This is a genomic window from Candidatus Electronema sp. JC (assembly GCF_048287365.2).
GTDB lineage: Bacteria > Desulfobacterota > Desulfobulbia > Desulfobulbales > Desulfobulbaceae > Electronema.
Map to the genome: position 1 here is coordinate 1 of NZ_JBLWEM020000014.1, position 24629 is coordinate 24629.

The window sequence follows — 24629 nt, forward strand, 5'->3', positions numbered from 1 at the left end:
CAGGACTGACCCGCTCCGCTTCGGCGCTGCTATAAACTCGCTGAGTGCCGATTAAAAAATTAATATAATCGTACTCACTTACTTTGGATTTATTCATCCTGATAGGTTAACTGATTTTTACCAACTGCGTAACTCCTAAGAGAATTGCCTTGCGGCTGATGCGGAAGTTGGAGCGGGTTTTGCGGGCAGGCGGCTTGACAGAGGAGGGGAGGGCGGCAGGGCGTTTCGCCGGGCGCCTCTACGGGCGGGACTTTTGCACCAGGCCGCCGTATATCTCCAAATTCAGTTCGGCAAAGAAGGTTTCCATGAACTGGTGCCGCCGCTCCGCCGCCGCGCGTCCGGGCGGCGTGAGCATCTGGCCGCGCACTCTGGACATCTTCACCTGAAACTCACGATAGGCAGTGTCTTCGCCGGAGTAGGCGGCAGTGGTCTCGTGGTCCAGCTCGGCGTTGTGCAGCCGCGACCCGATCTGCCCGGCGAAAAGGAAAGCGCGGCCAATGCCGACCGCGCCGATGGAGTCGAGCTTGTCCGCATCAAAAAGGATCTTGGCCTCCAGACTCTCCGGCTGAGTGCGGCCTCGGAAGCGGTGGGCGCGGATGCAGTGGCAGACCGCCTCCGCGTCCTCGGCGCTGAAGCCCAGCCCGCGCAGCAGCGGCCCGGCCAGCTCCGCGCCGATCTCGGCATGACAAACCCCGCCTTTGCTGCGACTCTCCGCGCTCCTGCCAATGTCGTGCAGCAGGGCCGCAGCAGTGAGAATGTCCAAACGCGCGCCCATCTCGCGGCCTATGGCCAGCGCATTGCGCAGAACGCGCTCCGTGTGATCCGGGCCGTGCGGGCCGCCTTCCTCCAGGCCGTGCCGCTCGCTGATCCGGCGCAGCTCGGCCAGCAGCTCCGGCTTCATCGGCTGATCTCGTTGAAATACTCCTGAAGCAGCCAGCGCAGGCCGAGCAAGAGCAGCTCCTCGTCATCGTCGGCAAGGGCGCGCAGCTCCAAGGCGGTGAGCGGGCGGCGCATCGTGATCCTGCCGTCCGCCATCTCCTGCCGGAAAAAATCTAGATTGTACAAGGCCATGATGTACTGGTCAAGCTGCTGCTGGCTGAGACGGAACCCGGCCAGAATGCGGGGATGCTGGTGCAAGCGCAGGAGCTCGTCATTGACGCGGTTGTATTCCTCCAGCCCTTGGGCGCGGAAGTACTCCGGCGCGGTCTGCTGCGCCTGCTGCTCGGCGAAGCCAAGGCAATGCGGCTCGCGGAGCAGGACAAAACACTCCTCCAGCCTGCCGTTCCGCCGCATCACGCCCCGGCCTGCCGGATAGGCGCGGCAGGCGGCGGGCCTGTCCGCATACACGCCGCAGCCCTGCTCGGTGACAAAGACGCAGCTCTCCCTGCCGTCATCAACCATGGTCAGGAAGCAGGCGGGGAAGGTTATGCCGTCCTCCCAGGCCACAATCACATATTGCTCAAGGAAGCTGCCGGAGTCCATGTTCAGCCGTTTCTTCAGGCGCAGGACATCATGCGGGGTCAGGGCGAGATCAAGCTGGCGGCAGCACTCGGTGAAGCAGGCCACGCCGGGGTGGCAGGAGAAGCGGAACTGCTCATCAGCGGCAAGCGGATGGCAGTGGTCGGGTAAAGGAACAGGCATGGCAGATCAGTTGAAATGAAACAGGGACAAACCGCAGATGCAGCTTTTTTGGCTGAGCAGAGATCAAATCAAACACATAAAATGATCTGCCGAAGAGGCTTTTCTCTCAGAACAGGATGATAGATGGCTTCAACGGAAATAAAAACATCGGAAGCCTTCAATTGTCGTTGAAGGAAAAGGCAATAAAATTATTCCCCATTTGTCTGCCGTATCCACAACGATAAAAGACTCGATCTTTTTCACTTCAAATCTTTATTATATTCCATATCAAACCACATGGCAAACAAAGTAAAAATACTTGAACTCATGAAAGAAAACATTGCTGCCAAGGTATTGATCGGGGGGAGATGACCGTCTATGCCAAGATAGATAAAGGCGCGGACAGTTAAAATAATCGTAAAAAAGAAAAAAATTATTCCTAAGCCATAGAAAAAAATCAAGGGATGAAAATCTCGAATGACGTACTTTTCTAACATCCTGCGTGTAAATCCTTTCAACAGCATCCACGGGATGGTGAAAACAACCTTTCGTAATTTTATCCCAGACACTTCACCTACGTTGTAGACAGGTTTAACAGAAACATCTCGCACCCGAAAGCTGGCGATATTCAGACGAATGAGCATGTCATTAGGCACACCGTAATACGGATAAATCGCGTCAAGATCAATAGCCTTGAGCGCTGCAAGACAAATTGCCGTATAGCCGCTTTGCGAATCAGCCACATGCCAATAGCCTGACGCGATTTTTGTGAGCAGCGAGAGAACTGAATTGCCGATATAGCGATGCTTAGGAATCATTCCCCAAGACTCACCCCGGAACAGCCGGTTGCCCTTGGTGTAATCACACTCTCCTGTGCAGACAGGCTTGACGATGCGGGGCAGATCGGCAGGATCCATCTGAAAATCTGCATTCATAACTGCCGTCACATCAATTTTATGATCCCTGGCCCATTTGTAACCAGTCGCGGTGGCTGCGCCAACCCCCCGATTCTGCTCATGTGCAATTAACACAACTTTTTGATTTGACTCCGCCAGATTCCGCACCGCAGCAGCAGTGCCGTCGCTGCTGTAGTCATCCACCACCACAATATGATCAACAAAATCTGGCATGGTGCTGATGACTTTGCCAATCAGCTTTTCCTCATTGTGCGCGGGAATGACCACCGCAATTTTTTTATCGAGAAACATGAATGCAGTCAGGCTGGCGGTTGAGGGCGATATGCTCTTTTCTTTATAGCGCTCCGCCGCGCTGACTGCAAGAACGATTATTCAGCAATCGACACCAGCTCAAGATCAAACGTCAGATCCCTGCCCGCCAGCGGCGGATTCGCATCCAGCAGGATGCTGTCGCCGCTGATTTTCACCACTCTCACCAAAATCGGCTGGTTGTGCGGCCCGGACAGCTGAATCTGCTGGCCGACTTCGGGGACGATATGCGCCGGAAACTGATTGCGGGGAACGCTGATGACCATTTCCTCGTGCCGTTCGCCGTAGGCTTTGTCTGCCGGAATCATGACATTCTTCCGCTCGCCCAGCTCCATGCCGGTCACGGCCTCGTCAAAACCGGCGATCACTTGGCCGCTGCCAAGGGTGAACTCCAGCGGCTCCACGCTCCGCGAGGAGTCAAAGGTGGAGCCGTCCTCCAAGGTGCCGGTGTAATGGACTTTCACGAAGTCCCCTTTCTTTGCCGCAGCCATTTGTTCTCCTCTTGGGTTGTCGTTTCAGTCTGCCAGCTCAACGCCTTCCAGCAGCCACGCCTCGGTGTTGACCGGTCTTGCCCACGTCCATTTTTCTGCGAATTTCACCGGCTCAGTCATGCTGCCTTCCAGCACTTGACCGCTCTTTTCATCCACCGTGTAATCCAGCAGATTGGCGGTGAAGAGGAGGGTGACAAAGTCCTCGCCGTTGACGCTGCCAGCCTCAACAATTTTCGCCTTGCGGACAGAGATGGATTCCAGCTTGTTGATGATGCCTTTCTGCGTCATATCAGCGAAGTGCTGGCCGTATTCCTCAGCCAAGCTGCTGCCGAGCAAGTGGCGGAAGCTGCTCAGGTCGCGGCGCATCCAGCCTGCCTGCACCTTGAAAAAGACATCCGAAGCCACTTCAGTGAAATGCTGCGGATCAAAATCAGGATCAGCACTGCGGAGTTCGGCCAAGCCGTCCTCCAGCGGATCGGTGTGCGGAGGAGGAGGCGGCGCAGACCTGCTGAAGCTGCTCAACGGCTGATACGCTGACAGGCCGCTGCTCGGTTTAGCCATCATAAAGCGACGGTAGAAAAAATATCCGGCCACGCCGAGCAGGAGGATAGGCAGGATGCCGATGCCAGAGCCGTTCGCGCCGAAGAGCGAGCCGAGCAGGAGGCCGCCTAAGGCACCGCCGATCAAACCGCCCGCCAAGCCACGGCCAAAACCAGAGTTGGACGGACGCGCTGTTGCTCCTGATGCAGGCGCGCTTCTCGGTGCGCTGGGCGCAGAACGCTTGAATGAACGTCCACCGCTGCGGGAACGGGCTTCTGCGTCCAGCACCGCCAGACCGACATCGGCAAAGGCGAGGGTGAAAAAGACCAAAAAGAACGGGGTTAGCTTGCGTAAAGCTGCATACATAGAATCACCTTGGGGCTTGAGTTGACGGTTCAGGGGCGGAACCGGACGGCGTTTCTTCCGCCAGACCGGTGCCGCAGCAAAGCGGGCATTCCTCCACAGTGAGAAGGAAGCGGCTTTCGCCCTTGAAGGAATTGAGCTGGCCGCTGCCGCCGCAGGCAGGACAATGCGCGGTCGGCTTATTAGGGGCGGTTCGCGAACCGCCCTTACAGTTCGCCATTCCTGAGCTGCTCCAGCTCCTCCCAGCGGGCGTACAAGCGGGCGATCTCATGCGCCGCCGCTGCCTGCTCTTCCCAGTATTCAGCCAGCTTGGCCGGGTCAGCAACAAGTTCCGGCTCGTGCATCCGCGCTTCCAGCTCTTCCTGCCGGGTTTCAGCGGCGAGGATGTTTTCTTCCATCAGATCATACTCGCGCTGGTCTTTGTAGGAAAGTTTTTTCGCTGCTTTCTTGACATCAGGCGCAGCAGACGGCGTTTTCTTGCTGCTTGGCACTGGGCCTGCGTCTTCAGCAAGAGTGCGCAGCCACTGCGCATACTCAGCAAAGAAGGAAGCGTTGCCCTTGCCGTCAAAGCCGAGCACTTGGTCGCAGAGCCGGTCGAGCATGAAGCGGTCGTGGGTGACAAGAACCAATGCGCCGGGAAATTCGCTCAGACTTTCCTCCAGCACGTCCAAGGAGGGAATGTCGAGGTCGTTGGTCGGCTCGTCGAGGAGCAGCACGTCCGCAGGCTGGCGCATGAGGGCAGCAATAAGAATGCGGGCCTGCTCGCCGCCGGACAGCCGCGCTACCGGAGTTTCCAGCTGATCCGGGCGGAAGAGGAAGCGTTTCGCCCACGAGACAACGTGGATTGATCTGTCCTGATAGAGCACCGAATCGCCGTCCGGGGCCAAGGCACGGCGCAAGGTTTGCTGCTGATCAAGCTGCTGCCTGCGCTGATCAAAGTTGACAATGCGGAGTTTGTCTGCCACCTTAACCGTGCCGCTGTCCGGCTTGAGGCCGTCATTGCGGTCTGCGGCGGCGAGTATCTGCATCAGGGTGGATTTGCCGCAGCCATTACGCCCCAGCAAGCCCAGCCTTGTGCCGGGCGAAAGCGTCAGATCAAGATTGCTGAAGAGCTGTCTGCCCTCAAAGCTCTTGCTGATGCCAAGCGCAGTCAGCAGCTTTTTCGTTTTGCGCTCCGTGGCATCAAAGGCAATATCCACCTTGTCGACCCGGTTGCGGTTCTTCACCTCAACCAGATCGTCCTGAAGCTGATAGGCTGCGTCCTTACGGGCCTTAGCCTTGGTGCCTCTGGCTTTTGGCCCGCGACTGAGCCATTCATTCTCGCGCCGCACCTTGTTGGCTAACCGCTCCTCCTGCTCCTGCTGCTGCTCAAGAAAGGTTTCCCGCTGCTCCACAAAGGCGGAATAGTTGCCATTCACCTGCAAGGTGCCGTTCGGGTAGGCAGCAGACAGCTCAATCACCCGCCTGACCGTGTTCTCCAGAAAGCGGCGGTCGTGGCTGATCATCAGGAACGCGGCAGGGCTTTCCGGCAGAGAAGCGTTGAGCATCTTCTCCAGCCAGAGGATGCCTTCCAAATCAAGATGGTTGGTCGGCTCGTCCATCAGGAGCAGGTCGGGCCGGACAATCAGGGCGCGGCAGATGGCCAGCCGCTTGCGCCAGCCACCAGAGAGCAGCCTTGCCGGGCAGTCAGGATCAGTGAATTCAGCGCGGCTGAGAAGAGCCTGCGCCCGGCTTGTCCGCTCGGCAGGCTCCAAATGCTGGTCGTCAATTGCGGCGCAGAGGTTGTCCAGACAGCTCTTGTCTTCAGCAAACGCATCCTCCTGCGCAAGAAAGCTGCTGCGGACATGCTTCTGCCGGAAGATCTCGCCACTGTCCGGCTCAATCATACCGCTGATGATTTTCAGCAGCGTGGATTTGCCGGAGCCGTTCGGCCCGATCAGACCGATGCGGTCGCCCTCGCTGATGGAGAGATTGACTGAGGAAAAGAGCGTTTGCGCCCCAAAGGCTTTGCCGATGGTGCGGCAGGTGAGCAGGTCGGCCATGCGTCAGAGTTCCATTTCAGGATCAGCGGCCTGCGGACAGGAGCCAAGCCATTCGTAATAGGAAGAAGCAGAAAAGACATGCTGCCGGGCAGAGATATGCCCAGCAGCCGGGAGGCATTATAGCATGGCAGAGCAGCCGAGGCGAGTTTTTTGGGCAGGAGGCGGGTTTGGAGCGGCTACCTGCTGCCTATTATTGGTACACTTCGCGGCGATGGCCTATGGTGACCACAAGATCTCGCGCATTACCTGCGCAAAGGACACAGCTTCCTGCGGGCCAGCTTTGGCCGCGTATGCCAACATGTCGTTATATCTTCAAGTAGCTGCTCTCTTTCAGTCAGCCGCAGGACGAGGACAGTTATGCGGGTCTGCGCGGCATCAACAACATATTGCGGATAAACCATGCAGCATGAAAATGGCATCCCAAGGAAAAGCGCAGTTAATTGCATGGGGCGCTCTTTGCGCTTGGGCCAATTTTCCTCTTCAGTTCTTCGATCCCTTCCTTCATCTTTGCAATCTCACTGCTGTTTGATTCATTTGTTTTTTCCAGAAGTGCTGTTCTATTGGACAGATTGGTTATCATATCAGATACATCTTTATGGATACGTTCTTTTGCAGGCTGCTCGCATATGAATCCGTAGCCTTCCACTGTCGCATAACGTTTATTTTTTGAATCTTCCTCTCCTGCTGTACTGACGCGGAGCTGATTATTATAGGCATCGCTGAAGAGGAACGAGCAGAAGGCCAAGCCTGTTCCAGAGCACGCCTCAACTTCCACATATCCTCTCTGCCAAAATTCTTGGCCATTTCCATAGCTGATGTCTGGATCATCAGCGGGGTCGCTGTAGTATGATTTTGTCATGACAGGCTGCCATCCGGCGGCCAGCAGCATCTTTCTCGCCTCGTGATACTTCAGCTCAGTGATTGCGGGAAGGTTTGCGTGTTTAACGGGATAGCACGTATCATGCGCTGAAGCAGCCCTGCTGCCAGTCAAAATACAAATAAGTATTGCAGTCCAGACTCGTTTCATCATTCAATATCATGTTTGATTCTGATCAGACAGCTTCTTCCTGTTAATGGCCATTGTTGCAGCAATTGCAAATGGCAAAGCAGCCAAATAGAAGCCAAATAAATTGAGCAACGTGAACGGATTAAAGATCCAGTTTAAGTAATATTCAAATTCCGTGCATTCCCAGACAGCATCCAGCAAACCGGCGCAGTGTTCGCCGTCATACCCTCCATAAGCATACACAAAACTTTCTGCTGTATGCAATGCAAGAGGCAGCACGACAAAAGCGATCCAGACAATTATTTTTGATTTTTTAGCGGTCATTCTAAATGCAAAAAATGGTTCTTGGGCACTAAGGAACGTCAAGACTCTTTTTTATTTGTTCCGCAAGAAGATTGTTGATAATTTACATTGTTTTTTCAATTCCGATATTTTAGCCGCGCCACCACCAAGCCATAATTGAGGACAACATTGTCCTTTTACAGAGCATAACATTTTGAAAATAGACATCTTTCACATCTCGACAGCAATGGCAGCAGCCAAAGCCAATGCCTCCGCCCGGCTGCTGATGGTATGCTCCATCTGCGCCTCTTCGATTTTGTCCAAAATAACGCGGAAGAGCGGGCCAGGGACAAGATGCAGCTCAGTGATCAGATCGTTGCCCGTAATCAGCGGCGGCGCGGCCTGCACCGGCGCGACATGCTCCTGCTCAATGCGCAGCAACTGCACGAAAAGGCCGGAAACCTCCTCCTCAATGGCCTCCGGGCTGTCCTCGCCCTTGCCGGCCAAAGCATCGGCCATCGCCAGCAGGAAAAGACCGGGCAATTGACCGCCCGCATCCCGGATGAGACGCAGGCAGGCCCGCAGGGTCAGCTTGCCTTTGCGCTGATTGTTGGCAAGAAAGAAAGGCCGCATGTGCCCGGCGATCAGGCGGGCCGTGGCTTCGGTGTCCTCCCGCGAACGGCGCAGCCGCCGGGAAAAGGCGGTGAAGATGTCCGCGCCGCGCAGGTCGTGATTGTAAAAAGTGATCCGCCCGCCCTGCTCGTCCTCTTTCGTGCCGAAACAAACCGGCTTGCCGATGTCATGCAGCAAGGCCGCCCATTTCACCTGCACCAGCCGCTTGGGATTTTCGGCCAGATACGCTGCCATCACCGCGCTGCCTTCTTGAAAATAACCGGGAAAATCAGCAAGCACCAGCTCAATCTGACGTAAAGCCTCCATGCAATGCTCAAAGACATCAAGATGATGGCTGGCAGGCTGGGCCATGCCGACTCCAGCCCGCAGCTCCGGCAGGATTTCCCAAAGCAGGCCGCAATCGCGCAGACCAAGAAAGGCTGGATGCGCCCGGTCAGTGGCCATGATCGCGTCCAGCTCGTAAGCGATGCGCTCTTTCGCCACTTGGCTGATCAGCGGGCTGCGCTGCCGCACCTGCTCCAGCGTTTCTGACTCAATCGCAAAGCCAAGTGACGCGGCAAAGCGGAAAACCCGCAGCAGGCGCAACGGATCATCAAGCAGGCTTTGCGCGGAGATAACACGGATGCGCCGCTCGGCAAGATCGGTCAGGCCGCCGGTCGGATCAAGCACCGGCAATTCGGCACGACTGCGGTCATGGAGAACGTCATGCAGCGGCACCGCAAGGGCGTTGACGGTCAAATCACGGCGGCGCAGGTCGTCCTCAATGCAGGTCGTACCTTGCCGGAAGCCGGAGAAATCAAGCACCGCATTGTCCGGCGTGATGACAATGCGGAAGGTGCCTTCCTCGCGGCCCAGCTCGACGCAGGCCCCGCCGGTGAGCTGCCGCAGCCTCACGGCCCAGCGTTTCGGCTGCCCGGCAACTAAAAGATCAATATCGCCAGGCGGCCTGCGCAAGAGCAGGTCGCGCACCGCGCCGCCGACGAGATAAAGCTCACCGCCAAGCTCTTGCTGCACTGCGGCTAATTTTTTCAGCAGGCTGGGGGCTAAGAGATCTGCAAAGTCTGTCTTGTCAATGTTCCGCTTCATGCCGCCCAATATACCAGCACTTTGGCGGAATTTCATGCCCTTTTCCGAAGGCGCGGTATTTTCAGTTGCTCAAGCAGGGAAAGATGGTATAACAAGGCGAAGCGGAAGAAAAACTCAGTGGATGCGACAATGAGCAACAACTTTGATATAAAAAAGTATCTTCAGGCGCAGCGGCAGCTTGTCGAAGAGGCCCTGCGGCGGCATATGCTGGTGGCGGCAGGCGATTTTGCCGCCCATATTGAGACTATGCGCTACAGCCTCTTTGTCGGCGGCAAGCGCGTCCGGCCCATACTTTGTTTGGCCGCAGGCCGCTGCGTCAGCGACGCGACAAATCTGGACGAGCTGCTGCTGCCAGCGGCCTGCGCCTTGGAGTGCGTTCACACCTATTCGCTCATCCATGACGACCTGCCCGCGATGGACAACGATGATCTGCGCCGGGGCCAGTTGACCTGCCATAAAAAATTCGGCGAGGCGGAAGCGATTCTGGCAGGCGACGGCCTGCTGACCTACGCCTTCGAGCTGATCAGCAGCGAACGTTTTCCCGGCCCAAAGCCAGAACTGCGTCTGCGTCTGGCAGCAATTTTAGCCAAGGCCGCCGGGCCGCTCGGCATGGTTGGCGGCCAGTTCCTCGACATCGCCAGCGAGGAAAAACAGATTCCTTTCGAGCTGCTCCAGACCATCCACCGCTCCAAGACCGGCGCATTGATCACCGCCGCTGTGCAGATGGGCGCGGTCGGCGGCGGCGCGGACGAGGCGCAGTTGCAGGCCCTGACAGAATACGGCCAAGCGGTCGGCCTCGCCTTCCAGATTGCCGACGACCTGCTCGATGTTACCGCCTCCACCGCGCAACTTGGCAAAACTGCGGGGCATGATGCCGAGCAGGGCAAGGCCACCTATCCTGCCTTTTTCGGCATCGAGAAAAGCCGCGCTTTGGCTGATGAGGCGGCGGAACGGGCCGCAGCTGCGCTGGCCGATTTTGACGAGCGGGCCGAGCCGCTGCGGGCTTTGGCGCACTACATTGTCAGCCGGACGAACTGACACGCCCCTGCGCGACGCGAGGCCGACCTGCCCAGTCCGGCAGCACCTTGACCTGCTCATAAACGCCTTTGCGGCGCAATGCCGCCTCTGTCTCTGCGGCAATATCCGCGCCGATCTCCATGAACAGCCAGCCGCCGGGCCGCAGAAGCCGGGCGGCCTGCGCGCAGATCAGCTCAATGATTTCCATGCCGGACGCTCCGCCGGACAGGGCCAGATGCGGCTCCCAGTCACGCACCTCCGGCTGCAAATGAGGAATGTCGCCTGCCTTGATGTAGGGCGGGTTGCTGACGATAAGATCAAACAGCGGCTTAGGCGAAAAGGCGGCGAGCAGGTCGGCGCAGAGAAGATTGACGCAGTCTTCCAGCCCGCAGCGGCGGAGATTGGCTTGGGCCACGGCCAGCGCATCTAAGGAATAGTCTGAAGCCGTCACTTCCGCTTCAGGCAGCTCTTTTGCCAGCACCGCCGCAATCACCCCGCTGCCGGTGCAGAGGTCAAGGACTTGACGCGGACGGCTGTTTTCCTTGTTCAGTGTGGCGAGAGTATGTTCTAGCAGGAACTCGGTTTCCGGGCGGGGAATAAGGACAGCGGGGCTGACAAGGAAATCCATGCCCCAGAACTCGCAGCTGCCGATGATGTGCTGAAGCGGCTCGCGCTGGCAGCGGCGGGCAAGAAGGGCGTGCAACTGGGCGACCTGCTCCTTCGCCAGCGTCTCCTGCTGGCGGAGAAAGAGGCCGCTGCGGGACACGCCAAGGCAGTGCCGCAGGAGCAGCTCCGCCTCCAATGCGCTGTCTTCCACCCCGGCCTCGGCAAGGGCGGCGGCGGCATCCTTGAGCAGCTGGCGCATCTTCATAAGAGAACCAAGAATGACAGAAGGATAGCTTCATTCTGCTTCAACGATATCGCCGCCACTCTCGTGCTTCGGCTGGAGGCACGAGAGTGCCTCCGATTTTACCACTCTAGTGCCTCGAACGGAGTCACCAGCGTGCCTCGGCTGCGGCCACTCTCCTGACTCGCGTGCTGTCACTCTGGTGACTCGGCTGGAGGCACTCTGGTGCCTGTTCAGCCGGAATTGACAAGAGCGGTTTTCCTCCGGCCAAGTATGCCGCAGGGAAGATCAATCCAGCCCCTTGAGGGCCTCGGTCTGATAATGGGTGATGAGCGGCATGATCACTTCATCCAGCGCGCCGGACATGATCTGATCAATCTTGTAAACGGTCAGGCCGATGCGATGGTCCGTGACCCGGCCCTGCGGGAAATTGTAGGTGCGGATGCGCTCGCTGCGGTCGCCGCTGCCGATCTGGCCTTTGCGGTCGGCGGAAATCTTGTCATGCCGATCCTGCTCCATGCTGTCCAAAAGACGCGCCCGCAGGATTTGCAGGGCCTTGGCTTTGTTCTTGAGCTGCGAGCGTTCGTCCTGGCAGGTGACAACCAAGCCGGTGGGTAGATGCGTGATCCGCACCGCCGAGTCGGTGGTGTTGACCGACTGGCCGCCAGCACCAGATGAACGATACACATCAACTTTCAGCTCGTGCGGGGCAATGTTCAATTCCACCTCCTCTGCTTCCGGCAGAATGGCCACAGTCACCGCCGAGGTGTGGATGCGGCCCTGCGTCTCCGTCTCCGGCACCCGCTGCACCCGGTGCGTGCCCGACTCGTGCTTGAGTTTGGAATAGACATGTTGACCGGCAATCAGGGCGATCAATTCCTTGAAGCCGCCGATGCCGATGGGATTGGAACTCATCACCTCGACACGCCAGCCCTGCGTCTCCGCATAACGCGAATACATGCGAAAAAGGTCGGCGACAAAGAGCGCGGCCTCGTCGCCGCCCGTGCCAGCCCGGATTTCGAGGAAAATATTCTTTTTGTCATTCGGATCGGGCGGCAGGAGCATGATTCTGATCTCCCGCTCCAATTCCTCCTGCCGCCGGGTCAGCTCGTCCACCTCAGCCCGCGCCAGCTCGGCCAGCTCCGGGTCTTGATCAGCGTTGCGGAGCAGCTCGCGGCTGTCAACCAGATCCCGCCCGGCCTTCTCGTAGTCTTCATGCAAAGTGCAGAGCCGGGCCAACCGCGAATGATCACGCACCACCTCCTGATATTTCTTCTGATCCTGCACCAGCTCAGGTTCGGAGAGCTGCCGCTCCAAGGCGGAGAGCTTCTCGTGGATGTCGGCAAGGCGGTCAAACATGGATTCGGCGGCGCAAAGAAAAAGGAAGGGAGCTGGAGGGGGCGGAGCTGTCTGCATGACTGCGGCGGGCAGTCATGCAGCGCGGCGGCTCAGGCGGTCTTCTCGAAGTGCTTGGCGTATTTCTTCTTGAACTTCTCGATCCGGCCTGCGGTGTCGATCAGCTTCTGCTTGCCGGTGAAGAAGGGATGGCAGGCGGCGCAGATCTCCACTGTGAGCGATTCGTTGACGGAGCCGAGCGCGATCTCGTTGCCGCAGGCGCACTTGGCGGTGATTTTGTGATATTTGGGATGAATGTCCGGTTTCATGGTCTTTCGAGCCTCCGAATAAGGCCGCACTGAGCGGCGGGCAAAAGTAGCAGTTGACAGAATGGGCAATTATACCCGTTCCGCCCTGTTTGAAAAGCAAAAACTGGCGCAGGCCGCCGCCTCAGCTGTTCATGGAGGCGAAAAACTCGGCGTTGGTCTTGGTGTGCTTGATCTTGTCCATGAGGAATTCCATCGCGTCCGCCGGGTTCATCGAGGCGAGCAGCTTGCGCAGGATCCACATCCGGTTCAGGTCGCTTTCAGACAGGAGCAGGTCTTCCTTGCGGGTGCCGGACTTCTGGATGTTGATCGAGGGATAGATGCGGCGGTCCGAGAGCTTGCGATCCAGCACAATCTCCATGTTGCCGGTGCCTTTGAATTCCTCGAAGATCACGTCATCCATCTTGCTGCCGGTCTCGATCAAAGCAGTGGCGAGGATGGTCAGGCTGCCGCCTTCCTCGATGTTACGCGCCGAGCCGAAGAAGCGCTTGGGCCGGTGCAGAGCGTTGGCCTCCACGCCGCCGGAGAGGATCTTGCCCGAAGCCGGAGTGACGGTGTTGTAGGCGCGGGCCAGGCGGGTGATAGAGTCGAGCAAAATGACGACATCCTTGCGATGCTCAACCAAGCGGCGAGCCTTTTCAATCACCATCTCCGCCACTTGGATGTGCCGCTGCGGCGGCTCGTCAAAGGTCGAGCTGACCACCTCGGCATCCACGCCGCGCTGCATGTCCGTGACCTCCTCTGGCCGCTCGTCAATCAGGAGGACAATGAGGATGATCTCTGGGTGATTCTTGACAATCGAGCGGGCGATCTGCTGCATGAGCACGGTCTTGCCGGTGCGCGGCGGCGCGACGATCAAGCCGCGCTGGCCCTTGCCCAGCGGCGAGACGATGTTCATGATCCGGGTCGAGTAGTTGTCCGGCTCAGACTCCAAATTGATCGGCTCGTCTGGGTGCAGCGGGGTCAGGTTGACGAACAGGGTCTTGTCGTTGCACTTCTCAGGCGGATCGTGGTTGACGCTGTCCACTTTGAGCAGAGCGAAGTAGCGCTCGTTCTCTTTCGGTGCGCGCACCTCGCCTTCAATGGTGTCGCCGGTGCTCAGGTTCAGCCGCCGGATCTGCGAGGGGGAAACGTAGATGTCATCCGGGCCGGGCAGGTAGTTGTAGTCCGGTGCCCGGAGGAAGCCAAATCCGTCTTGCAGCACCTCCAGAACCCCGCTGCCCCGCAGCTTGCCGTCTTCGTCGGACTGCGATTTGAGGATGGCAAAGATCAGGTCCTGCTTGCGCATGGAGCTGTAGCCTTCAATCTTCAAATCGGCGGCCAAAGCGACCAGCTCTTTGATTTTTTTGTGTTTCAAATCATTGGGATTGATCATCAGGGGTTCCTTCCTCCTCAATGGGCAGGTGCGGTGAACAAGAAAAGAGTCCGGCAGCAGGGCCGGAACGGACAGTCAGCAGGCAATAGATGCGGAACGGCAAGGAATGGCAAAAAAATCGTCAGGAAGACGGTTTAAAAAGAGGCTGTTTGCAATCGGCTTGGCGGAATAAAAATGAAAGATTGACCCGGCAGGCGGCAGTCGGTGCTGCTGTGTTGCAGAACGGAATAAACAGAACGACAGGAATTGAACTGCTGCTGAACTTTATTGTTTTGGCGGGCCGCTGTCAAGATTTTTTCCCAGCAGCGGCGGAAAAAAACTGCGGCGGCCCAAGTCGTAGGATTGAGGCCATGCCGACTGATTTCCGGCTGGGCCTGAAACCGCCTCTTCCAGCAAATATTTCCCTGTTGACAAGGGCAGTTCCCGTGCGTATGCTGGCTGAAGGAATTCAAAAGGAGGCTGGCATGAATGCCGCATTGAACGTGCGCCCGAAATTCATTGTGGATGCGAAGGGACGGAAGAAGGCTGTGGTGATTCCCTTTGATGCCTACGAAAAACTGATGGAAGACTTGGCTGATCTGGCTGCCGCTGCTGAACGGCGGGAGGAAAAGACGCTTTCGCATGAGCAGCTGCTGAAGGAGCTGAAGGACGATGGCCTTCTTCCGGCTTGAATGGCGGGCATCTGCGGCAAAAGAGCTGCGGAAGATTGACCGGCAGATGATTCCCAGAATTGTGGAGGCGCAGAGCAACTGGCCTATGAGCCGCTGCCGCCTGGTGCCAAGAAACTTCAGGGCACCGAATTCATCTACCGCATCCGCGTGGGCGACTACCGGATTGTGTACGAAGTGGCAGAGGCGGATGCGTGTGTCACTATTGTCCGTGTCAGGCACAGGAAAGAAGTGTACCGGTGAGCAGGATAATATCAATCAGATAGGCGACAAGCATGGCATTAAATCAGGAGTACCACAAACTGTGGTTTGAGAGCTTTGTTTTGGAAAGCACGTCCGGGCATCGTGATGCAGTTGCGCTCAGACTGACCCGTGACCAGAGCCAGAATCTCCCCGAAGAAGTGGAAACCGAGTGTGACAATCGGTCGTTGGACCCAAGTGATCTCCTACTTGAATGCAGCAAAGACTTGCGTAGTAGTCATCCGCCAGGAACCAAATTCTTGTTTAAGGCTAAACTGACTGACCGAGAAGGAGAAAGACCCTTCTTCTACACGAACTACCACTGGAAGCCTGAAATAGTCGAGCCTTAAAGCACTATCCGGTCATGCGCAACGTTATGTGAATAAAGCACTGTAGGATGGGCAAGCGTCTTTTTGCTTGCCCATCAATTTAGCGGCCTGCCGCAACTGAACACAAGTGTTCTCCCACCCCGCTGAATTATCAATGAGATGATCAGCCAGCCGGGCTTTGTCCTCCAGTGGCATTTGCGCGGCAATGGCCCGCCGGGCCTGCTCTTCGCTGACCTGATCGCGCTCCATGATCCGCCGCAGACGCACGGCTTCGTCGGCATAAACAACCACGATCTGGCTGACGCTGTCCTGCCAGCCCGCCTCGAAGAGCAGGGGGATTTCCGCCAGCACCAGCGGCGCATTGAGTCGGGTCGCCTGCGCTGCCATTGCCTGTTTGGCCAAGGGATGCAGCAGCCCGTCCACCTGCTGGCGCAAGGCGGCATCCGCAAAGATGGCCTCGCGCAGCTTGGGCCGGTTCAACTCGCCAGCAGCGGTGAAGAAATCACGCCCCAGAGCCTGCCGCAAAGCCTGCCAGCCCGGCATTTCTGGCAGGAGCAGCGCACGGCAGATTTGATCGAGATCAAGCAGCGGCCAGCCGCCTAAGTCAGCGAGATAACGGCAGGCGCGGCTCTTGCCGGAACCAATGCCGCCGGTGATGCCGATCAGCTCAGGCAAGGCGGAACTGCTCCCGCAGGAGGGCAAGTGCGGCTTCGATGTCTGGCCAAAGCGGCGCGGTGAAATGGCAAGCCTGACCACTTGCTGGATGGACAAAACGGAGCTGAGAAGCGTGAAGGAGCTGGCGGTCAGCCTGCACGGTCTGGCTTTTGCCGCCGTAGAGCGCATCGCCGAGCACCGGTGCGCCGATGGAGGACATATGCACCCGGATCTGATGGGTGCGTCCGGTTTCTATCCCGATTTCCGCGAAGCAGCAGCTGTTGCGGAAGCGTTCCAATATCCGCCAGTTCGTCACCGCATGACGGCCATCGTGCTGCCGCACCGCCATTTTCTGCCGGTTGACCGGATGCCTGCCGATGGGCGCGTCAATCCGGCCAGTGTCGGCAGCCGGACTGCGCAGAAGCAGGGCGTGGTAGGTTTTGTGGATTTGCCGTTCCTTGAAGGCGGCGGCAAGCAGGCGGTGCATGGCCTCGGTGCGGGCGGCGAGCATGATGCCGGAGGTGTCCTTGTCGAGACGATGGACAAGACCGGGCCGCTCGCCGTCGAGCAGCTCCAGCTCGCCGTAGCGGTGGAGCAGGCCATTGACTAAGGTGCCGTCGCTGTGACCGGCTGCGGGATGGACAACCAAACCCGGCGGCTTGCTGATCACCGCCAGCTGCTCGTCTTCATGAATGATATGGAAATCAACCGGCTGCGGCTGTAGACGGTTTGTTATGGCAGGGACTGCGGGCACTGCAACAGCGACGCTATCGCCAGCCCGCAGCTTGCAGCCCGGCTTGACTGCCTCGCCGTTGACCAGCACAGAACCCGTGCGGATCAGCCGGTCAAGACTGGAACGGCTTTGCTCCGGCAGCTGCCGGACTAAATAATGATCCAGCCGCAGCCCAGCTTCCTGCGGCTGCACCAGAAAGGACGCGGCGTTGTTCAGGCGAACATCTCCTCCAGCTGCTGCTCGACCATCTCCTCGTCCATCTGCCGGGCCACGGACAGCTCGCGGATCAGCAGGGTCTTGGCTGTGTCCATCATCTTCCGCTCGCCGTAGGACAGTTCCTTGTCGCCCTTGAGCACCAGCAGGTCACGCAGCACCACCGCCACCTCAAAGGCGGAGCCGGTTTTAATTTTGTCCATGTAATCGCGGTAGCGGCGGTTCCACGTCTGGGTGCTGATTTTGCCTTCCCGGTCGCGGAGGATGTCCTCCACCTGCTTGACCTCGTTCTGGCTGATCACCGGTCGCAGCCCGACAGTGCGGCTGCTGCTGGTCGGGATCATGATGGTCATGCCGCTTTCCAGCAGCTTGAGAACGTAGAAGGTCTGGTCTATGCCGCCGACCTTCTGCACGCTGATGGTTTCAATCTGGCCGACCCCGTGGGAGGGATAAACGGCCATGTCGCCTGCTGCGAAACTCTTGTTTTCCTTGACTTCGCTCATGATGCCTCCGGCTGACCGCATTGTGCAGACACATTCAACTGCTCAGGGTCAGAACAGTAACATATTTTTTCACTTCTGGCAAATCAAGGAATTTGAAGATGTGCATCAGGGCCGCTGCTGCTCGGCAGTCCGGCCATTGATCTGGCTCATGCAGCGTTCCACGCCCTGGCTGACGAACAGCTCCGCCGCCTCTTGGATCAGCGGCAGGCGGCTGTTGAACAGCTCCAGCTCCTCGCCGCTGAAGGCGGAGAGCACGTAGCGGTCCACCGGCATTCCTTGGCCCTGCTCGTTGCGCGGCGGACGGCCTATGCCAATTTTCAGGCGGGCGAAATCCGAGCTGCCAAGATGCTGCATGAGCGAGCGGATGCCGTTGTGGCCGCCTGCGCCGCCTTTGGCCGCGACCTTGATTTTTCCGGCAGGCAGATCAAGGTCATCATGCAGGACAAGAATGCCTTCCGGCCCGATGCGGTGGAACTCGGCAAAGCGGGCCACGGACTCGCCGGAGCGGTTCATGTAAGTCTGCGGCTTGACGAGAAAGACCTTTTGGCTGCCCAGCCGCCCGCTGCCGCAGATGCCCTGCCATTTCTCGCTGGTCAGCGGCCAGCCGTGCTGATCAGCAAGATAATCCAGCGCAAGAAAGCCTGCGTTGTGCCGGGTCAGCTCATATTCCGGGCCGGGATTGCCCAAGCCGACGATCAAATATCCGCTTGTCATTTGTCCATAAATAAAAAAACCGGAAGAAAATCTTCCGGTTCAATAACGAGGTAGGGGCGGTTCGCGAACCGCCCCTACAGAATTTGGCTTACAGCACCAACGCGCAGACCTGCGACGGAGCATCCATCAGCTCCACCTTGGCAGGCAGGCTGAGGTCAGCGCAGGTCAGTCCTGCGCCGCCCTTGTCCAGCGCGGTGATGTCAGCAACGATCTCGTCCGGGATGTCCAACGGGCAGCCGCGCAGCACCACGCTCTGTTTCAGCACGGACAGCTCGCCGCCGAACTCCACGCCTTTGGCCACGCCGGTCAGGCGCAGCGGCACAGGGCGGCTCACCGGTTTGTCCAGCTCAATCTCCAAGAAATCCACATGCAGCACCTGCTCGATGGTCGGCGCCTTCTGGATTTCCTGCACCACAGCATGACGCTCGGCCTTCTCGTCGCCCTCGATTTTCAAGGTGACTACAGCGTTGCGGCCATGGATGAAGAGCAGATCTTTATACAGAGCTGCCGCGTCAAACTCGACCGGCATGGCTGCCTGGCCCTTGCCATAGACCACCGCCGGAGTCTTCTTGGCTGCCCGCATCCGTCCGCATTCACCTTTGCCAAAAGCCGTCCGTTTGGCGGCTGACATGTTCACTTGCAGCATAATGTTCTCCCTTTCATCCAGAAAGTATCAAGAAAAAAGGCGGCAGAGCGGGTAATCAGCTCCTGCCGACGTTTTTCAGCAAAATTCAGAAATATTACACAAAAAGGTAGCTGACCGAATCTTCGGAATGGATGCGGCTGATCGCCTCGCCCAACAGCTCGCCCACGGACAGCACCACGATGCGGTCGCAGCGTTCGGTCTTGCCGCGCATGGGGATGGAGTTCGTCACCACCAGCGACTTGATTTCCGAGGCGTTGAGCCGGTCAATGGCCGGGCCGGAGAGCACGGCGTGCGAACAGCAGGCGTGGACTTCTTTTGCCCCGCACTCCTTCAGTTTGGCCGCCGCGCCGCAGAGGGTGCCGGCGGTGTCCACCATGTCGTCAAGAAGAATGGCGGTACGGCCCTGCACGTTGCCGATGACATTCATCGCCTCGCACTCGTTGGCCCGCTCGCGCCGTTTGTCAATGATGGCCAAGTCGGCGTTGAGGCGTTTGGCAAAGGCGCGGGTGCGCTCTACACCGCCCGCGTCTGGCGAGACCATGACCACATCGTCGTCAATATTCTTGCGGATGTATTCCAACATCACCGGCGCGGAATAGAGATGATCCACCGGAATGTTGAAGAAGCCCTGAATCTGTCCGGCATGAAGATCCATGCACAGGGCGCGCCGTGTGCCTACAGCCATCAGCATTTCCGCCACCGCCTTGGCCGTGATCGGCACACGCGGTTTCGTCTTGCGATCCTGCCGGGCGTAGCCGTAATAAGGCATGACTGCGGTAATCCGCCGCGCCGAAGCCCGGCGGAGCGCGTCAACCATGATCAGCAGCTCCATCAGGTTGTCGTTGACCGGCGTGCAGGTCGGCTGAATGACAAAAACATCTGTACCGCGCACGTTCTCGCCGATCTCCACCGAAATCTCGCCGTCGCTGAACTTTTTCACTTCCGCGCTGGAGAGCGGAATGTCGAGATAGTTGCAGATTTCCCGCGCGATTTCCGGATTGGCGTTGCCGGTGAAGATCTTCATTACGTTGGGCATTTCAGAATCTCACATGGTTCTGGCAGAAAATGGCTGGGGCGGGAGGATTCGAACCCCCGAATGCAAGGATCAAAACCTTGTGTCTTACCGCTTGACGACACCCCAGTCCTGCATCAATTTCTGCACAGCAAATTCGCTGTGGACAGCCTTAAGTCAGCGGAGCGGCCAGATAAGCCTGTCCGTATTCTTGTCGCAATTCTCGCAGGCAGGATTCCGCCTGCGCTTCTGTTCCGGCGGCGAAGAGGCCGAAGACGGTCGAGCCGGAGCCGGACATCATCGCCCCTGCCGCGCCTGCGGCTAAAAGCCGCGCCTTCAGCTCGCCGATCACGCTGTGCTTTTCCGCTGTGACCGGTTCAAGGTCGTTCAGCAGGTCGGAAGGCAAAAAAGCCTGCTGCCGCCGCAGAGGGAGACCGGATTCGCTTGAAAAATTCAAGAGATTAAACTTTTTCCCTGCCGCTGTCAATGCAATTCTCCCGGCGGTCTGCGAAAAAGTTTCGTAGGCCCATTTGGTCGAAACCGCGATGCCCGGATTGACTAAGAGCACGATGAAACGGCGCAGCGGCGCGGCAGGCTCCAGCTGCTCGCCGATGCCGCCCGACCAAGCCGCCGGATAATCATAAACAAAGAAGGGCACGTCCGCGCCGAGCCGCAGGCCCATCGCCGCCAGCTCTTCAGTTGTGCGGCCTGCGCCGGTGAGCTGATTCAGCCCTGTCAGCACCGCCGCCGCGTCGCTGGAGCCGCCGCCCAAGCCAGCGGCCAGCGGAATGCGCTTGCGCAGGATAATATGCAGTCCTTGTCCGTTCTTACCGGTTTGATTGAGAAAAAGCCGTGCGGCACGGAAAACAATGTTGCCTTCATTTTCCGGCAGATCAGCGTCTTGACAGATCAGCCGGATGCCCGGCTCATCAGCCAGCGACAGCTCCAGCTCATCATGCAGCTCAACCTTCTGCATGAGCGTATCCAACTCATGATAGCCGTCAGACCGCCTGCCGAGGATTTTCAAATACAGATTAATTTTGGCCGGAGCGCGGAGCGTGAGGACGTGCCGGAAGCAAGGCTGACTTGGCGGCGGTGTCGTGCAAAGCAAGGCTGTGACGGGGGTGAAAAGAAGGCGTCCTGCCCCTTGTCCGGGGCAGGAGGGCGGGTTATTTGCCGTTGTTGATCTTGCTGCGGAGGATGCCGGAGGGCTTGAACGTAACCACCCGGCGGGCATCAAGAATCAGCTCGTCGCCAGTCTGCGGATTGCGCCCGCGTCTCGGTTTTTTGTCCTTCACGTTGAACTTGCCGAAGCCGCTGAGGAGCAGATCCTCGCCCTTGATCAAGGATTCCTTGACGAGCTGGATGAAGGTCTCCACCGATTCGGCGGCCTGCGTCTTGGTCAGGCCGGGATGCTTCTTGTAAACCGCTTGAATGAGATTTGCCTTGGTCAGGGTCATTTCGTATACCTCCATATTATGGCCTTGTGCGGAATAGTCATTCCAACCTACTCTAACTATAAGAAAAAATAAAGGCCCTGTCAATAATTATCATTATTGTTGCCTTTTTTGAGCCGCCATCAGATGGCATCGGCCATGGTGAAGATCGGCAGGTACATGGCCACAACCAAGCCGCCGATCATGCCGCCGAGGAAGACCATCATGAACGGCTCGATCATCGCGGTGAGGTTCTCTACTGCCTGATCGACCTCCTCGTCGTAGAAGTCGGCGATTTTAGACAGCATGGCATCCAGCGCGCCGACGGACTCGCCGACATTGATCATCTGCACCACCATGTTCGGGAACACGCCGGACTCCTCCAGCGGCTCGGCAATCGGACGGCCTTCAGCAATGGAGCTGGCGACATGAAAAACCGCCTGCTCGATGACCTTGTTGCCGGCGGTCTTGGCCACCACTTGCAGTGCGTCCAAGATTGGCACGCCGCTCTCCAGCATGGTGCTGAGGGTGCGGGTGAATTTGGCCACAGCCACCTTGCGGATCAGCGGGCCAAAGACCGGCGCATGGAGCAGCAAGCCGTCTATTTTTATCCGCCCGCCCTCGGTGTTGTAATATTTTTTGAAAATAATGACAGCAACCCAGACGGCACCAATGATGTAAAGAAAATTCGCTTTGGCGAACTCACTCATGTCAACGACTATCTGAGTCGGCGTGGGCAATGCGCCGCCCATGCTGGCGAACATCTCTTGAAAAACCGGGATGACGAAGATGAGGATGACCGCCAAGATAAGAATTGAAATGCCGAGACAGATCACCGGGTAGGTCATGGCTCCCTTGATTTTCTTCTGCAAGGCCATTGACTTTTCTTTGAATGCCGCAAGCCTGGAAAGAATGGTGTCCAAAATGCCGCCCACCTCGCCCGCCTCAATCATGTTGGCGAAAAGCGAATCGAATATTTTCGGATGCTTGCGCATGCTGTCCGCCAGCGTCAGGCCGGTTTCGACATCGTTGAGCATTTCGGTCAATGCCCGCTTGAAAGTGGGATTGTCCTGCTGCTTGGAGAGAATTTGCAGGCTCTGCACCAAGGGCAGGCCTGCGTCAATCATCGTGGACATTTGGCGGACAAAGATGACAATGTCCTTGCCCGTGACCTTGGGCTGAAGGAAGGCCACGTTGGCTAACATGTCCTTGGGCTTTTCCTTCACCGTCGGGTTCTGGATGCGCAGGCGCTTGAGCTGGGCCAGCACCCCTGCCTCGTTGACCGCTTCTATCTCGCCCTTGATCTTGTTGCCAAGGGAATTTTTTCCTTTCCAGACGTAAACAGGCATCGCTCAGACCCCACAGTGATATTTTTCAGCCGGAAACACCGTATAAACAGTTGACAGCGGGCGCAATACCATTTATAAAATGGCAGCTTGGCGCAACCAGTTTCATTGTATGCAAGATTTCTTTCCAGTTCAAGGAAAACATCATATTTTTTCAGGAGGTTCGCAGAATGCAGACCAGCAGCGCAGGAAAATACAGCTCCGGCGGCTTTCAGCCGATCATTGACAAGTGCAGCGGCTGCGACCGCGTTGTTGCCGAAAACAGCAGCCAGTACTGCGGCACCTTCATGCAGCCCTCGGCAAAATGGCGGCTGGGTTTCTGCAACTTGGCCACCCATGCCAAGCCGGAAATCAAAATAGTCACCATAAAAGTCAACCCGCTGAAAGCGGCCAAGCGCGCTTCGGCCCGCAAAAAGTAGTCCCTGTCACGTTTCAGGCGGCGGGTCTTGGCTGCGCCAGCGCAAGACCCCGTCTGCTCCGCCCTTCCCGTTGTTCTTGTTACGTTGACGTTCCTGTTCCATTGCGTCAAGGCGGTTGAGCGGAGCGAAATCAGCTGCCTTCGGCTCCGCTCAGGCAGCTGATTTCGCTCCGGCGGCTCATTGCTCCTGCGACACCAGTCAGCTCATTACTATTTTCTTCCCACCCCGACGTAGCGGAAGCCAGCTGCCTTCATTGCCGCAGGTTCATAGACATTGCGCAGATCGATGAAGACTGGCTGCCGCAACGCCTTTTTCAGCCGCTCCAGATCAAGGGCGCGGTACTGATTCCACTCAGTCATCAGCACTGCCGCGTCCGCGCCTTCGCAGGCGGCGTAAGCGTTTTCCGCATAGTCCACGCCTTCGGGCAGATATTTCCGCGCCTCCTCCATGCCTTTCGGGTCATGCGCCCGGATTGTCGCGCCTTTTTCCAGCAGGGCTGGGAGAATGCTGATTGCGGGCGCGTCGCGCATGTCGTCGGTCTCCGGCTTGAAGGTCAGGCCGAGCACGGCGATGACCTTGCCCGCTTCCGAGCCACCCATTGCGTCGCGGATTTTTTTGACCATCCGCGCTTTCTGCGCCGCGTTCACCTCCACCGCCGCCTCGACGATGCGCAGGCTTTCGCCGTATTCCTGCACCAGACGCATCAGGGCGAGTGTGTCTTTGGGGAAGCAGGAACCGCCGTAGCCAGGGCCGGGATGAAGGAATTTGCTGCCGATCCGGCCATCCATGCCGATGCCCTTGGCCAGCGCGGCCACATCCGCGCCCACCGCTTCGCAGACTGAGGCGATTTCGTTGATGAAGCTGATCTTCACCGCCAAGAAGGCGTTGGCCGCGTATTTGATCAGCTCGGCAGTCTCAATGCTTGTGCTGACGATCGGCGTTTCGCGCAGATAGAGCGGCTTGTAGATTTCGCGCAGCAGCAGCTCCGAGCGTTCCGAATCCACGCCGATCACCACCCGGTCCGGGCGCATGAAGTCGGCGATGGCCGCGCCTTCGCGCAGAAATTCCGGGTTGGAGGCCACATCAAAATCCGCCTGCGGATTGGCCTCGCGGACGATGCGGGCCACTTGGCGGGCAGTGCCCACTGGAACCGTGCTTTTGTCGATAATCACGGTGTAACCGCGCAGGCAGGGGGCGATTTCCTTGGCTGCCGCGTAGATGTAGCTGAGGTCCGCGTAGCCGTCGCCGCGCCGGGAAGAGGGCGTGCCGACGGCGATGAAAACCGCCTCCGCCTCTGGCACCGCATCGTCCAGTTTGGTGGTGAAGCGCAGCCGCCCTTCGGCCACGTTTTTGGCCACCATCACATCCAAGCCCGGCTCGTAGATCGGAATCTGCCCCTGCCGCAGGCGGACGATCTTCTCCTCAATTTTGTCCACGCAGACCACGTCATGGCCGAACTCCGCCAAGCAGGTGCCAGTGACAAGGCCGACATAGCCGGTGCCGATCATTGCTATTTTCATTTTTTCC

Annotated in this window: 29 protein-coding genes and 1 tRNA gene; 5 read left to right on the forward strand and 25 right to left on the reverse strand. The window is 58.0% G+C overall.

Annotated features, from left to right (window positions below):
- Positions 1-238 precede the first annotated feature (238 nt).
- The 10 genes from ACNKH3_RS01740 to ACNKH3_RS01785 all read right to left on the reverse strand — a co-directional run bounded on the left by ACNKH3_RS01740 (position 239) and on the right by ACNKH3_RS01785 (position 9325).
- The gene (locus ACNKH3_RS01740; protein WP_420208023.1) at positions 239-901 is read right to left on the reverse strand and encodes an HD domain-containing protein; all 663 of its coding nucleotides are present in this window, start codon (positions 899-901) and stop codon (positions 239-241) included.
- Positions 898-1641 carry a YkgJ family cysteine cluster protein gene (locus ACNKH3_RS01745; protein WP_420208024.1) on the reverse strand — a complete coding sequence of 248 codons (744 nt, stop codon included), beginning with the start codon at positions 1639-1641 and terminating at the stop codon, positions 898-900. The genes ACNKH3_RS01740 and ACNKH3_RS01745 overlap by 4 nt, the downstream gene beginning before the upstream one ends.
- Before the next feature lie 239 nt (positions 1642-1880).
- Positions 1881-2828 (reverse strand): glycosyltransferase family 2 protein, encoded by a 948-nt coding sequence (locus ACNKH3_RS01750; RefSeq protein WP_420208025.1) that lies wholly within the window; start codon positions 2826-2828, stop codon positions 1881-1883.
- Positions 2829-2905: 77 nt separating this feature from the next.
- Positions 2906-3337, reverse strand: a complete 432-nt coding sequence (locus ACNKH3_RS01755) for an FKBP-type peptidyl-prolyl cis-trans isomerase (RefSeq protein WP_420208026.1) — start codon at positions 3335-3337, stop codon at positions 2906-2908.
- A gap of 24 nt (positions 3338-3361) precedes the next feature.
- Positions 3362-4243 (reverse strand): Tim44 domain-containing protein, encoded by an 882-nt coding sequence (locus ACNKH3_RS01760; RefSeq protein ID WP_420208027.1) that lies wholly within the window; start codon positions 4241-4243, stop codon positions 3362-3364.
- Positions 4244-4247: 4 nt separating this feature from the next.
- The gene (locus ACNKH3_RS01765; protein WP_420208028.1) at positions 4248-4460 is read right to left on the reverse strand and encodes a hypothetical protein; all 213 of its coding nucleotides are present in this window, start codon (positions 4458-4460) and stop codon (positions 4248-4250) included.
- Positions 4447-6282, reverse strand: coding sequence for an ABC-F family ATP-binding cassette domain-containing protein (locus ACNKH3_RS01770; RefSeq protein WP_420208029.1), 1836 nt, complete (start codon positions 6280-6282; stop codon positions 4447-4449). Before ACNKH3_RS01770 ends, ACNKH3_RS01765 begins: the two co-directional genes overlap by 14 nt.
- A 436-nt stretch (positions 6283-6718) precedes the next feature.
- Positions 6719-7312 (reverse strand): hypothetical protein, encoded by a 594-nt coding sequence (locus ACNKH3_RS01775; RefSeq protein WP_420208030.1) that lies wholly within the window; start codon positions 7310-7312, stop codon positions 6719-6721.
- A gap of 6 nt (positions 7313-7318) precedes the next feature.
- Positions 7319-7612, reverse strand: a complete 294-nt coding sequence (locus ACNKH3_RS01780; RefSeq protein ID WP_420208031.1) for a hypothetical protein — start codon at positions 7610-7612, stop codon at positions 7319-7321.
- A 189-nt stretch (positions 7613-7801) separates the two neighbouring features.
- Complete coding sequence (locus ACNKH3_RS01785; protein WP_420208032.1) at positions 7802-9325, reverse strand: HD domain-containing protein; 1524 nt, start codon at positions 9323-9325, stop codon at positions 7802-7804.
- A gap of 93 nt (positions 9326-9418) precedes the next feature.
- Here ACNKH3_RS01785 and ACNKH3_RS01790 point away from each other — a divergent pair, with 93 nt between their 5' ends.
- On the forward strand, positions 9419-10327 hold the full coding sequence (locus ACNKH3_RS01790; protein ID WP_420208033.1) for a polyprenyl synthetase family protein: 909 nt from the start codon (positions 9419-9421) through the stop codon (positions 10325-10327).
- Here ACNKH3_RS01790 and prmC read toward each other — a convergent pair.
- The 4 genes from prmC to rho form a co-directional block, all read right to left on the reverse strand.
- Positions 10311-11177 (reverse strand): peptide chain release factor N(5)-glutamine methyltransferase, encoded by an 867-nt coding sequence (prmC, locus tag ACNKH3_RS01795; RefSeq protein ID WP_420208034.1) that lies wholly within the window; start codon positions 11175-11177, stop codon positions 10311-10313. The two genes, ACNKH3_RS01790 and prmC, sit on opposite strands and share 17 nt — an antisense overlap.
- Positions 11178-11441: 264 nt before the next feature.
- Positions 11442-12512, reverse strand: coding sequence for a peptide chain release factor 1 (gene prfA / locus ACNKH3_RS01800; protein WP_420208058.1), 1071 nt, complete (start codon positions 12510-12512; stop codon positions 11442-11444).
- Between the two features lie 89 nt (positions 12513-12601).
- Positions 12602-12817 (reverse strand): 50S ribosomal protein L31, encoded by a 216-nt coding sequence (gene rpmE / locus ACNKH3_RS01805; RefSeq protein WP_420208035.1) that lies wholly within the window; start codon positions 12815-12817, stop codon positions 12602-12604.
- Between the two features lie 121 nt (positions 12818-12938).
- On the reverse strand, positions 12939-14186 hold the full coding sequence (rho, locus tag ACNKH3_RS01810) for a transcription termination factor Rho (RefSeq protein WP_420208059.1): 1248 nt from the start codon (positions 14184-14186) through the stop codon (positions 12939-12941).
- Positions 14187-14653: 467 nt separating this feature from the next.
- Here rho and ACNKH3_RS01815 point away from each other — a divergent pair, with 467 nt between their 5' ends.
- The 3 genes from ACNKH3_RS01815 to ACNKH3_RS01825 all read left to right on the forward strand — a co-directional run bounded on the left by ACNKH3_RS01815 (position 14654) and on the right by ACNKH3_RS01825 (position 15447).
- Entirely contained in the window at positions 14654-14860 is a 207-nt protein-coding gene (locus tag ACNKH3_RS01815) for a hypothetical protein (protein WP_420208036.1), read from the forward strand.
- 147 nt (positions 14861-15007) lie between these two features.
- Positions 15008-15100, forward strand: a complete 93-nt coding sequence (locus tag ACNKH3_RS01820) for a type II toxin-antitoxin system RelE family toxin (protein ID WP_420208037.1) — start codon at positions 15008-15010, stop codon at positions 15098-15100.
- A 32-nt stretch (positions 15101-15132) separates the two neighbouring features.
- On the forward strand, positions 15133-15447 hold the full coding sequence (locus ACNKH3_RS01825) for a hypothetical protein (protein ID WP_420208038.1): 315 nt from the start codon (positions 15133-15135) through the stop codon (positions 15445-15447).
- A gap of 24 nt (positions 15448-15471) precedes the next feature.
- Here ACNKH3_RS01825 and coaE read toward each other — a convergent pair whose 3' ends face one another.
- The 10 genes from coaE to ACNKH3_RS01875 form a co-directional block, all read right to left on the reverse strand.
- Positions 15472-16101 carry a dephospho-CoA kinase gene (gene coaE / locus ACNKH3_RS01830; RefSeq protein ID WP_420208039.1) on the reverse strand — a complete coding sequence of 210 codons (630 nt, stop codon included), beginning with the start codon at positions 16099-16101 and terminating at the stop codon, positions 15472-15474.
- Positions 16094-17005: an RluA family pseudouridine synthase gene (locus ACNKH3_RS01835; protein WP_420208040.1), complete on the reverse strand. Its 912-nt coding sequence runs from the start codon at positions 17003-17005 to the stop codon at positions 16094-16096. Before ACNKH3_RS01835 ends, coaE begins: the two co-directional genes overlap by 8 nt.
- Positions 17006-17025: 20 nt before the next feature.
- Positions 17026-17529: a CarD family transcriptional regulator gene (locus ACNKH3_RS01840; protein ID WP_417916521.1), complete on the reverse strand. Its 504-nt coding sequence runs from the start codon at positions 17527-17529 to the stop codon at positions 17026-17028.
- Between the two features lie 105 nt (positions 17530-17634).
- Positions 17635-18243, reverse strand: coding sequence for an aminoacyl-tRNA hydrolase (gene pth, locus ACNKH3_RS01845; protein ID WP_417916520.1), 609 nt, complete (start codon positions 18241-18243; stop codon positions 17635-17637).
- Positions 18244-18331: 88 nt separating this feature from the next.
- The gene (locus tag ACNKH3_RS01850) at positions 18332-18889 is read right to left on the reverse strand and encodes a 50S ribosomal protein L25 (RefSeq protein WP_417916519.1); all 558 of its coding nucleotides are present in this window, start codon (positions 18887-18889) and stop codon (positions 18332-18334) included.
- Positions 18890-18983: 94 nt separating this feature from the next.
- Positions 18984-19925 (reverse strand): ribose-phosphate pyrophosphokinase, encoded by a 942-nt coding sequence (locus ACNKH3_RS01855; RefSeq protein WP_417916518.1) that lies wholly within the window; start codon positions 19923-19925, stop codon positions 18984-18986.
- 30 nt (positions 19926-19955) lie between these two features.
- Positions 19956-20030 (reverse strand) — tRNA-Gln (locus tag ACNKH3_RS01860).
- Positions 20031-20073: 43 nt separating this feature from the next.
- Positions 20074-21012: a 4-(cytidine 5'-diphospho)-2-C-methyl-D-erythritol kinase gene (gene ispE, locus ACNKH3_RS01865; protein ID WP_420208041.1), complete on the reverse strand. Its 939-nt coding sequence runs from the start codon at positions 21010-21012 to the stop codon at positions 20074-20076.
- A 58-nt stretch (positions 21013-21070) separates the two neighbouring features.
- The gene (locus ACNKH3_RS01870; RefSeq protein WP_420208060.1) at positions 21071-21361 is read right to left on the reverse strand and encodes an integration host factor subunit alpha; all 291 of its coding nucleotides are present in this window, start codon (positions 21359-21361) and stop codon (positions 21071-21073) included.
- A 119-nt stretch (positions 21362-21480) separates the two neighbouring features.
- Positions 21481-22686 carry a type II secretion system F family protein gene (locus tag ACNKH3_RS01875; RefSeq protein WP_420208042.1) on the reverse strand — a complete coding sequence of 402 codons (1206 nt, stop codon included), beginning with the start codon at positions 22684-22686 and terminating at the stop codon, positions 21481-21483.
- 167 nt (positions 22687-22853) lie between these two features.
- On the opposite strand from ACNKH3_RS01875, the gene ACNKH3_RS01880 reads away from it, so the two are divergent.
- On the forward strand, positions 22854-23102 hold the full coding sequence (locus tag ACNKH3_RS01880) for a PxxKW family cysteine-rich protein (RefSeq protein WP_420208043.1): 249 nt from the start codon (positions 22854-22856) through the stop codon (positions 23100-23102).
- A 209-nt stretch (positions 23103-23311) separates the two neighbouring features.
- On the opposite strand, the gene ACNKH3_RS01885 is transcribed toward ACNKH3_RS01880, so the two are convergent.
- Positions 23312-24622: a UDP-glucose dehydrogenase family protein gene (locus tag ACNKH3_RS01885; protein ID WP_417917175.1), complete on the reverse strand. Its 1311-nt coding sequence runs from the start codon at positions 24620-24622 to the stop codon at positions 23312-23314.
- Between the last annotated feature and the right edge of the window lie 7 nt (positions 24623-24629).

Bases quoted from the DNA above. Each gene is read 5' to 3' on its own strand.
- ACNKH3_RS01755 (WP_420208026.1), bottom strand. From the start codon at position 3,337: ATGGCTGCGGCAAAGAAAGGGGACTTCGTGAAAGTCCATTACACCGGC.
- ACNKH3_RS01850 (WP_417916519.1), bottom strand. From the start codon at position 18,889: ATGCTGCAAGTGAACATGTCAGCCGCCAAACGGACGGCTTTTGGCAAA.
- pth (WP_417916520.1), bottom strand. From the start codon at position 18,243: ATGACAAGCGGATATTTGATCGTCGGCTTGGGCAATCCCGGCCCGGAA.
- prfA (WP_420208058.1), bottom strand. From the start codon at position 12,512: ATGTTTGACCGCCTTGCCGACATCCACGAGAAGCTCTCCGCCTTGGAG.
- ACNKH3_RS01770 (WP_420208029.1), bottom strand. From the start codon at position 6,282: ATGGCCGACCTGCTCACCTGCCGCACCATCGGCAAAGCCTTTGGGGCG.
- ACNKH3_RS01740 (WP_420208023.1), bottom strand. From the start codon at position 901: ATGAAGCCGGAGCTGCTGGCCGAGCTGCGCCGGATCAGCGAGCGGCAC.
- ACNKH3_RS01815 (WP_420208036.1), top strand. From the start codon at position 14,654: ATGAATGCCGCATTGAACGTGCGCCCGAAATTCATTGTGGATGCGAAG.
- ACNKH3_RS01790 (WP_420208033.1), top strand. From the start codon at position 9,419: ATGAGCAACAACTTTGATATAAAAAAGTATCTTCAGGCGCAGCGGCAG.
- ACNKH3_RS01760 (WP_420208027.1), bottom strand. From the start codon at position 4,243: ATGTATGCAGCTTTACGCAAGCTAACCCCGTTCTTTTTGGTCTTTTTC.
- ACNKH3_RS01780 (WP_420208031.1), bottom strand. From the start codon at position 7,612: ATGACCGCTAAAAAATCAAAAATAATTGTCTGGATCGCTTTTGTCGTG.
- ACNKH3_RS01880 (WP_420208043.1), top strand. From the start codon at position 22,854: ATGCAGACCAGCAGCGCAGGAAAATACAGCTCCGGCGGCTTTCAGCCG.
- ACNKH3_RS01825 (WP_420208038.1), top strand. From the start codon at position 15,133: ATGGCATTAAATCAGGAGTACCACAAACTGTGGTTTGAGAGCTTTGTT.
- ACNKH3_RS01855 (WP_417916518.1), bottom strand. From the start codon at position 19,925: ATGCCCAACGTAATGAAGATCTTCACCGGCAACGCCAATCCGGAAATC.
- ACNKH3_RS01765 (WP_420208028.1), bottom strand. From the start codon at position 4,460: ATGGCGAACTGTAAGGGCGGTTCGCGAACCGCCCCTAATAAGCCGACC.
- ACNKH3_RS01840 (WP_417916521.1), bottom strand. From the start codon at position 17,529: ATGAGCGAAGTCAAGGAAAACAAGAGTTTCGCAGCAGGCGACATGGCC.
- ACNKH3_RS01885 (WP_417917175.1), bottom strand. From the start codon at position 24,622: ATGAAAATAGCAATGATCGGCACCGGCTATGTCGGCCTTGTCACTGGC.
- ACNKH3_RS01750 (WP_420208025.1), bottom strand. From the start codon at position 2,828: ATGTTTCTCGATAAAAAAATTGCGGTGGTCATTCCCGCGCACAATGAG.
- ACNKH3_RS01875 (WP_420208042.1), bottom strand. From the start codon at position 22,686: ATGCCTGTTTACGTCTGGAAAGGAAAAAATTCCCTTGGCAACAAGATC.
- ACNKH3_RS01870 (WP_420208060.1), bottom strand. From the start codon at position 21,361: ATGACCCTGACCAAGGCAAATCTCATTCAAGCGGTTTACAAGAAGCAT.
- prmC (WP_420208034.1), bottom strand. From the start codon at position 11,177: ATGAAGATGCGCCAGCTGCTCAAGGATGCCGCCGCCGCCCTTGCCGAG.
- ACNKH3_RS01785 (WP_420208032.1), bottom strand. From the start codon at position 9,325: ATGAAATTCCGCCAAAGTGCTGGTATATTGGGCGGCATGAAGCGGAAC.
- rpmE (WP_420208035.1), bottom strand. From the start codon at position 12,817: ATGAAACCGGACATTCATCCCAAATATCACAAAATCACCGCCAAGTGC.
- ACNKH3_RS01745 (WP_420208024.1), bottom strand. From the start codon at position 1,641: ATGCCTGTTCCTTTACCCGACCACTGCCATCCGCTTGCCGCTGATGAG.
- ACNKH3_RS01775 (WP_420208030.1), bottom strand. From the start codon at position 7,312: ATGATGAAACGAGTCTGGACTGCAATACTTATTTGTATTTTGACTGGC.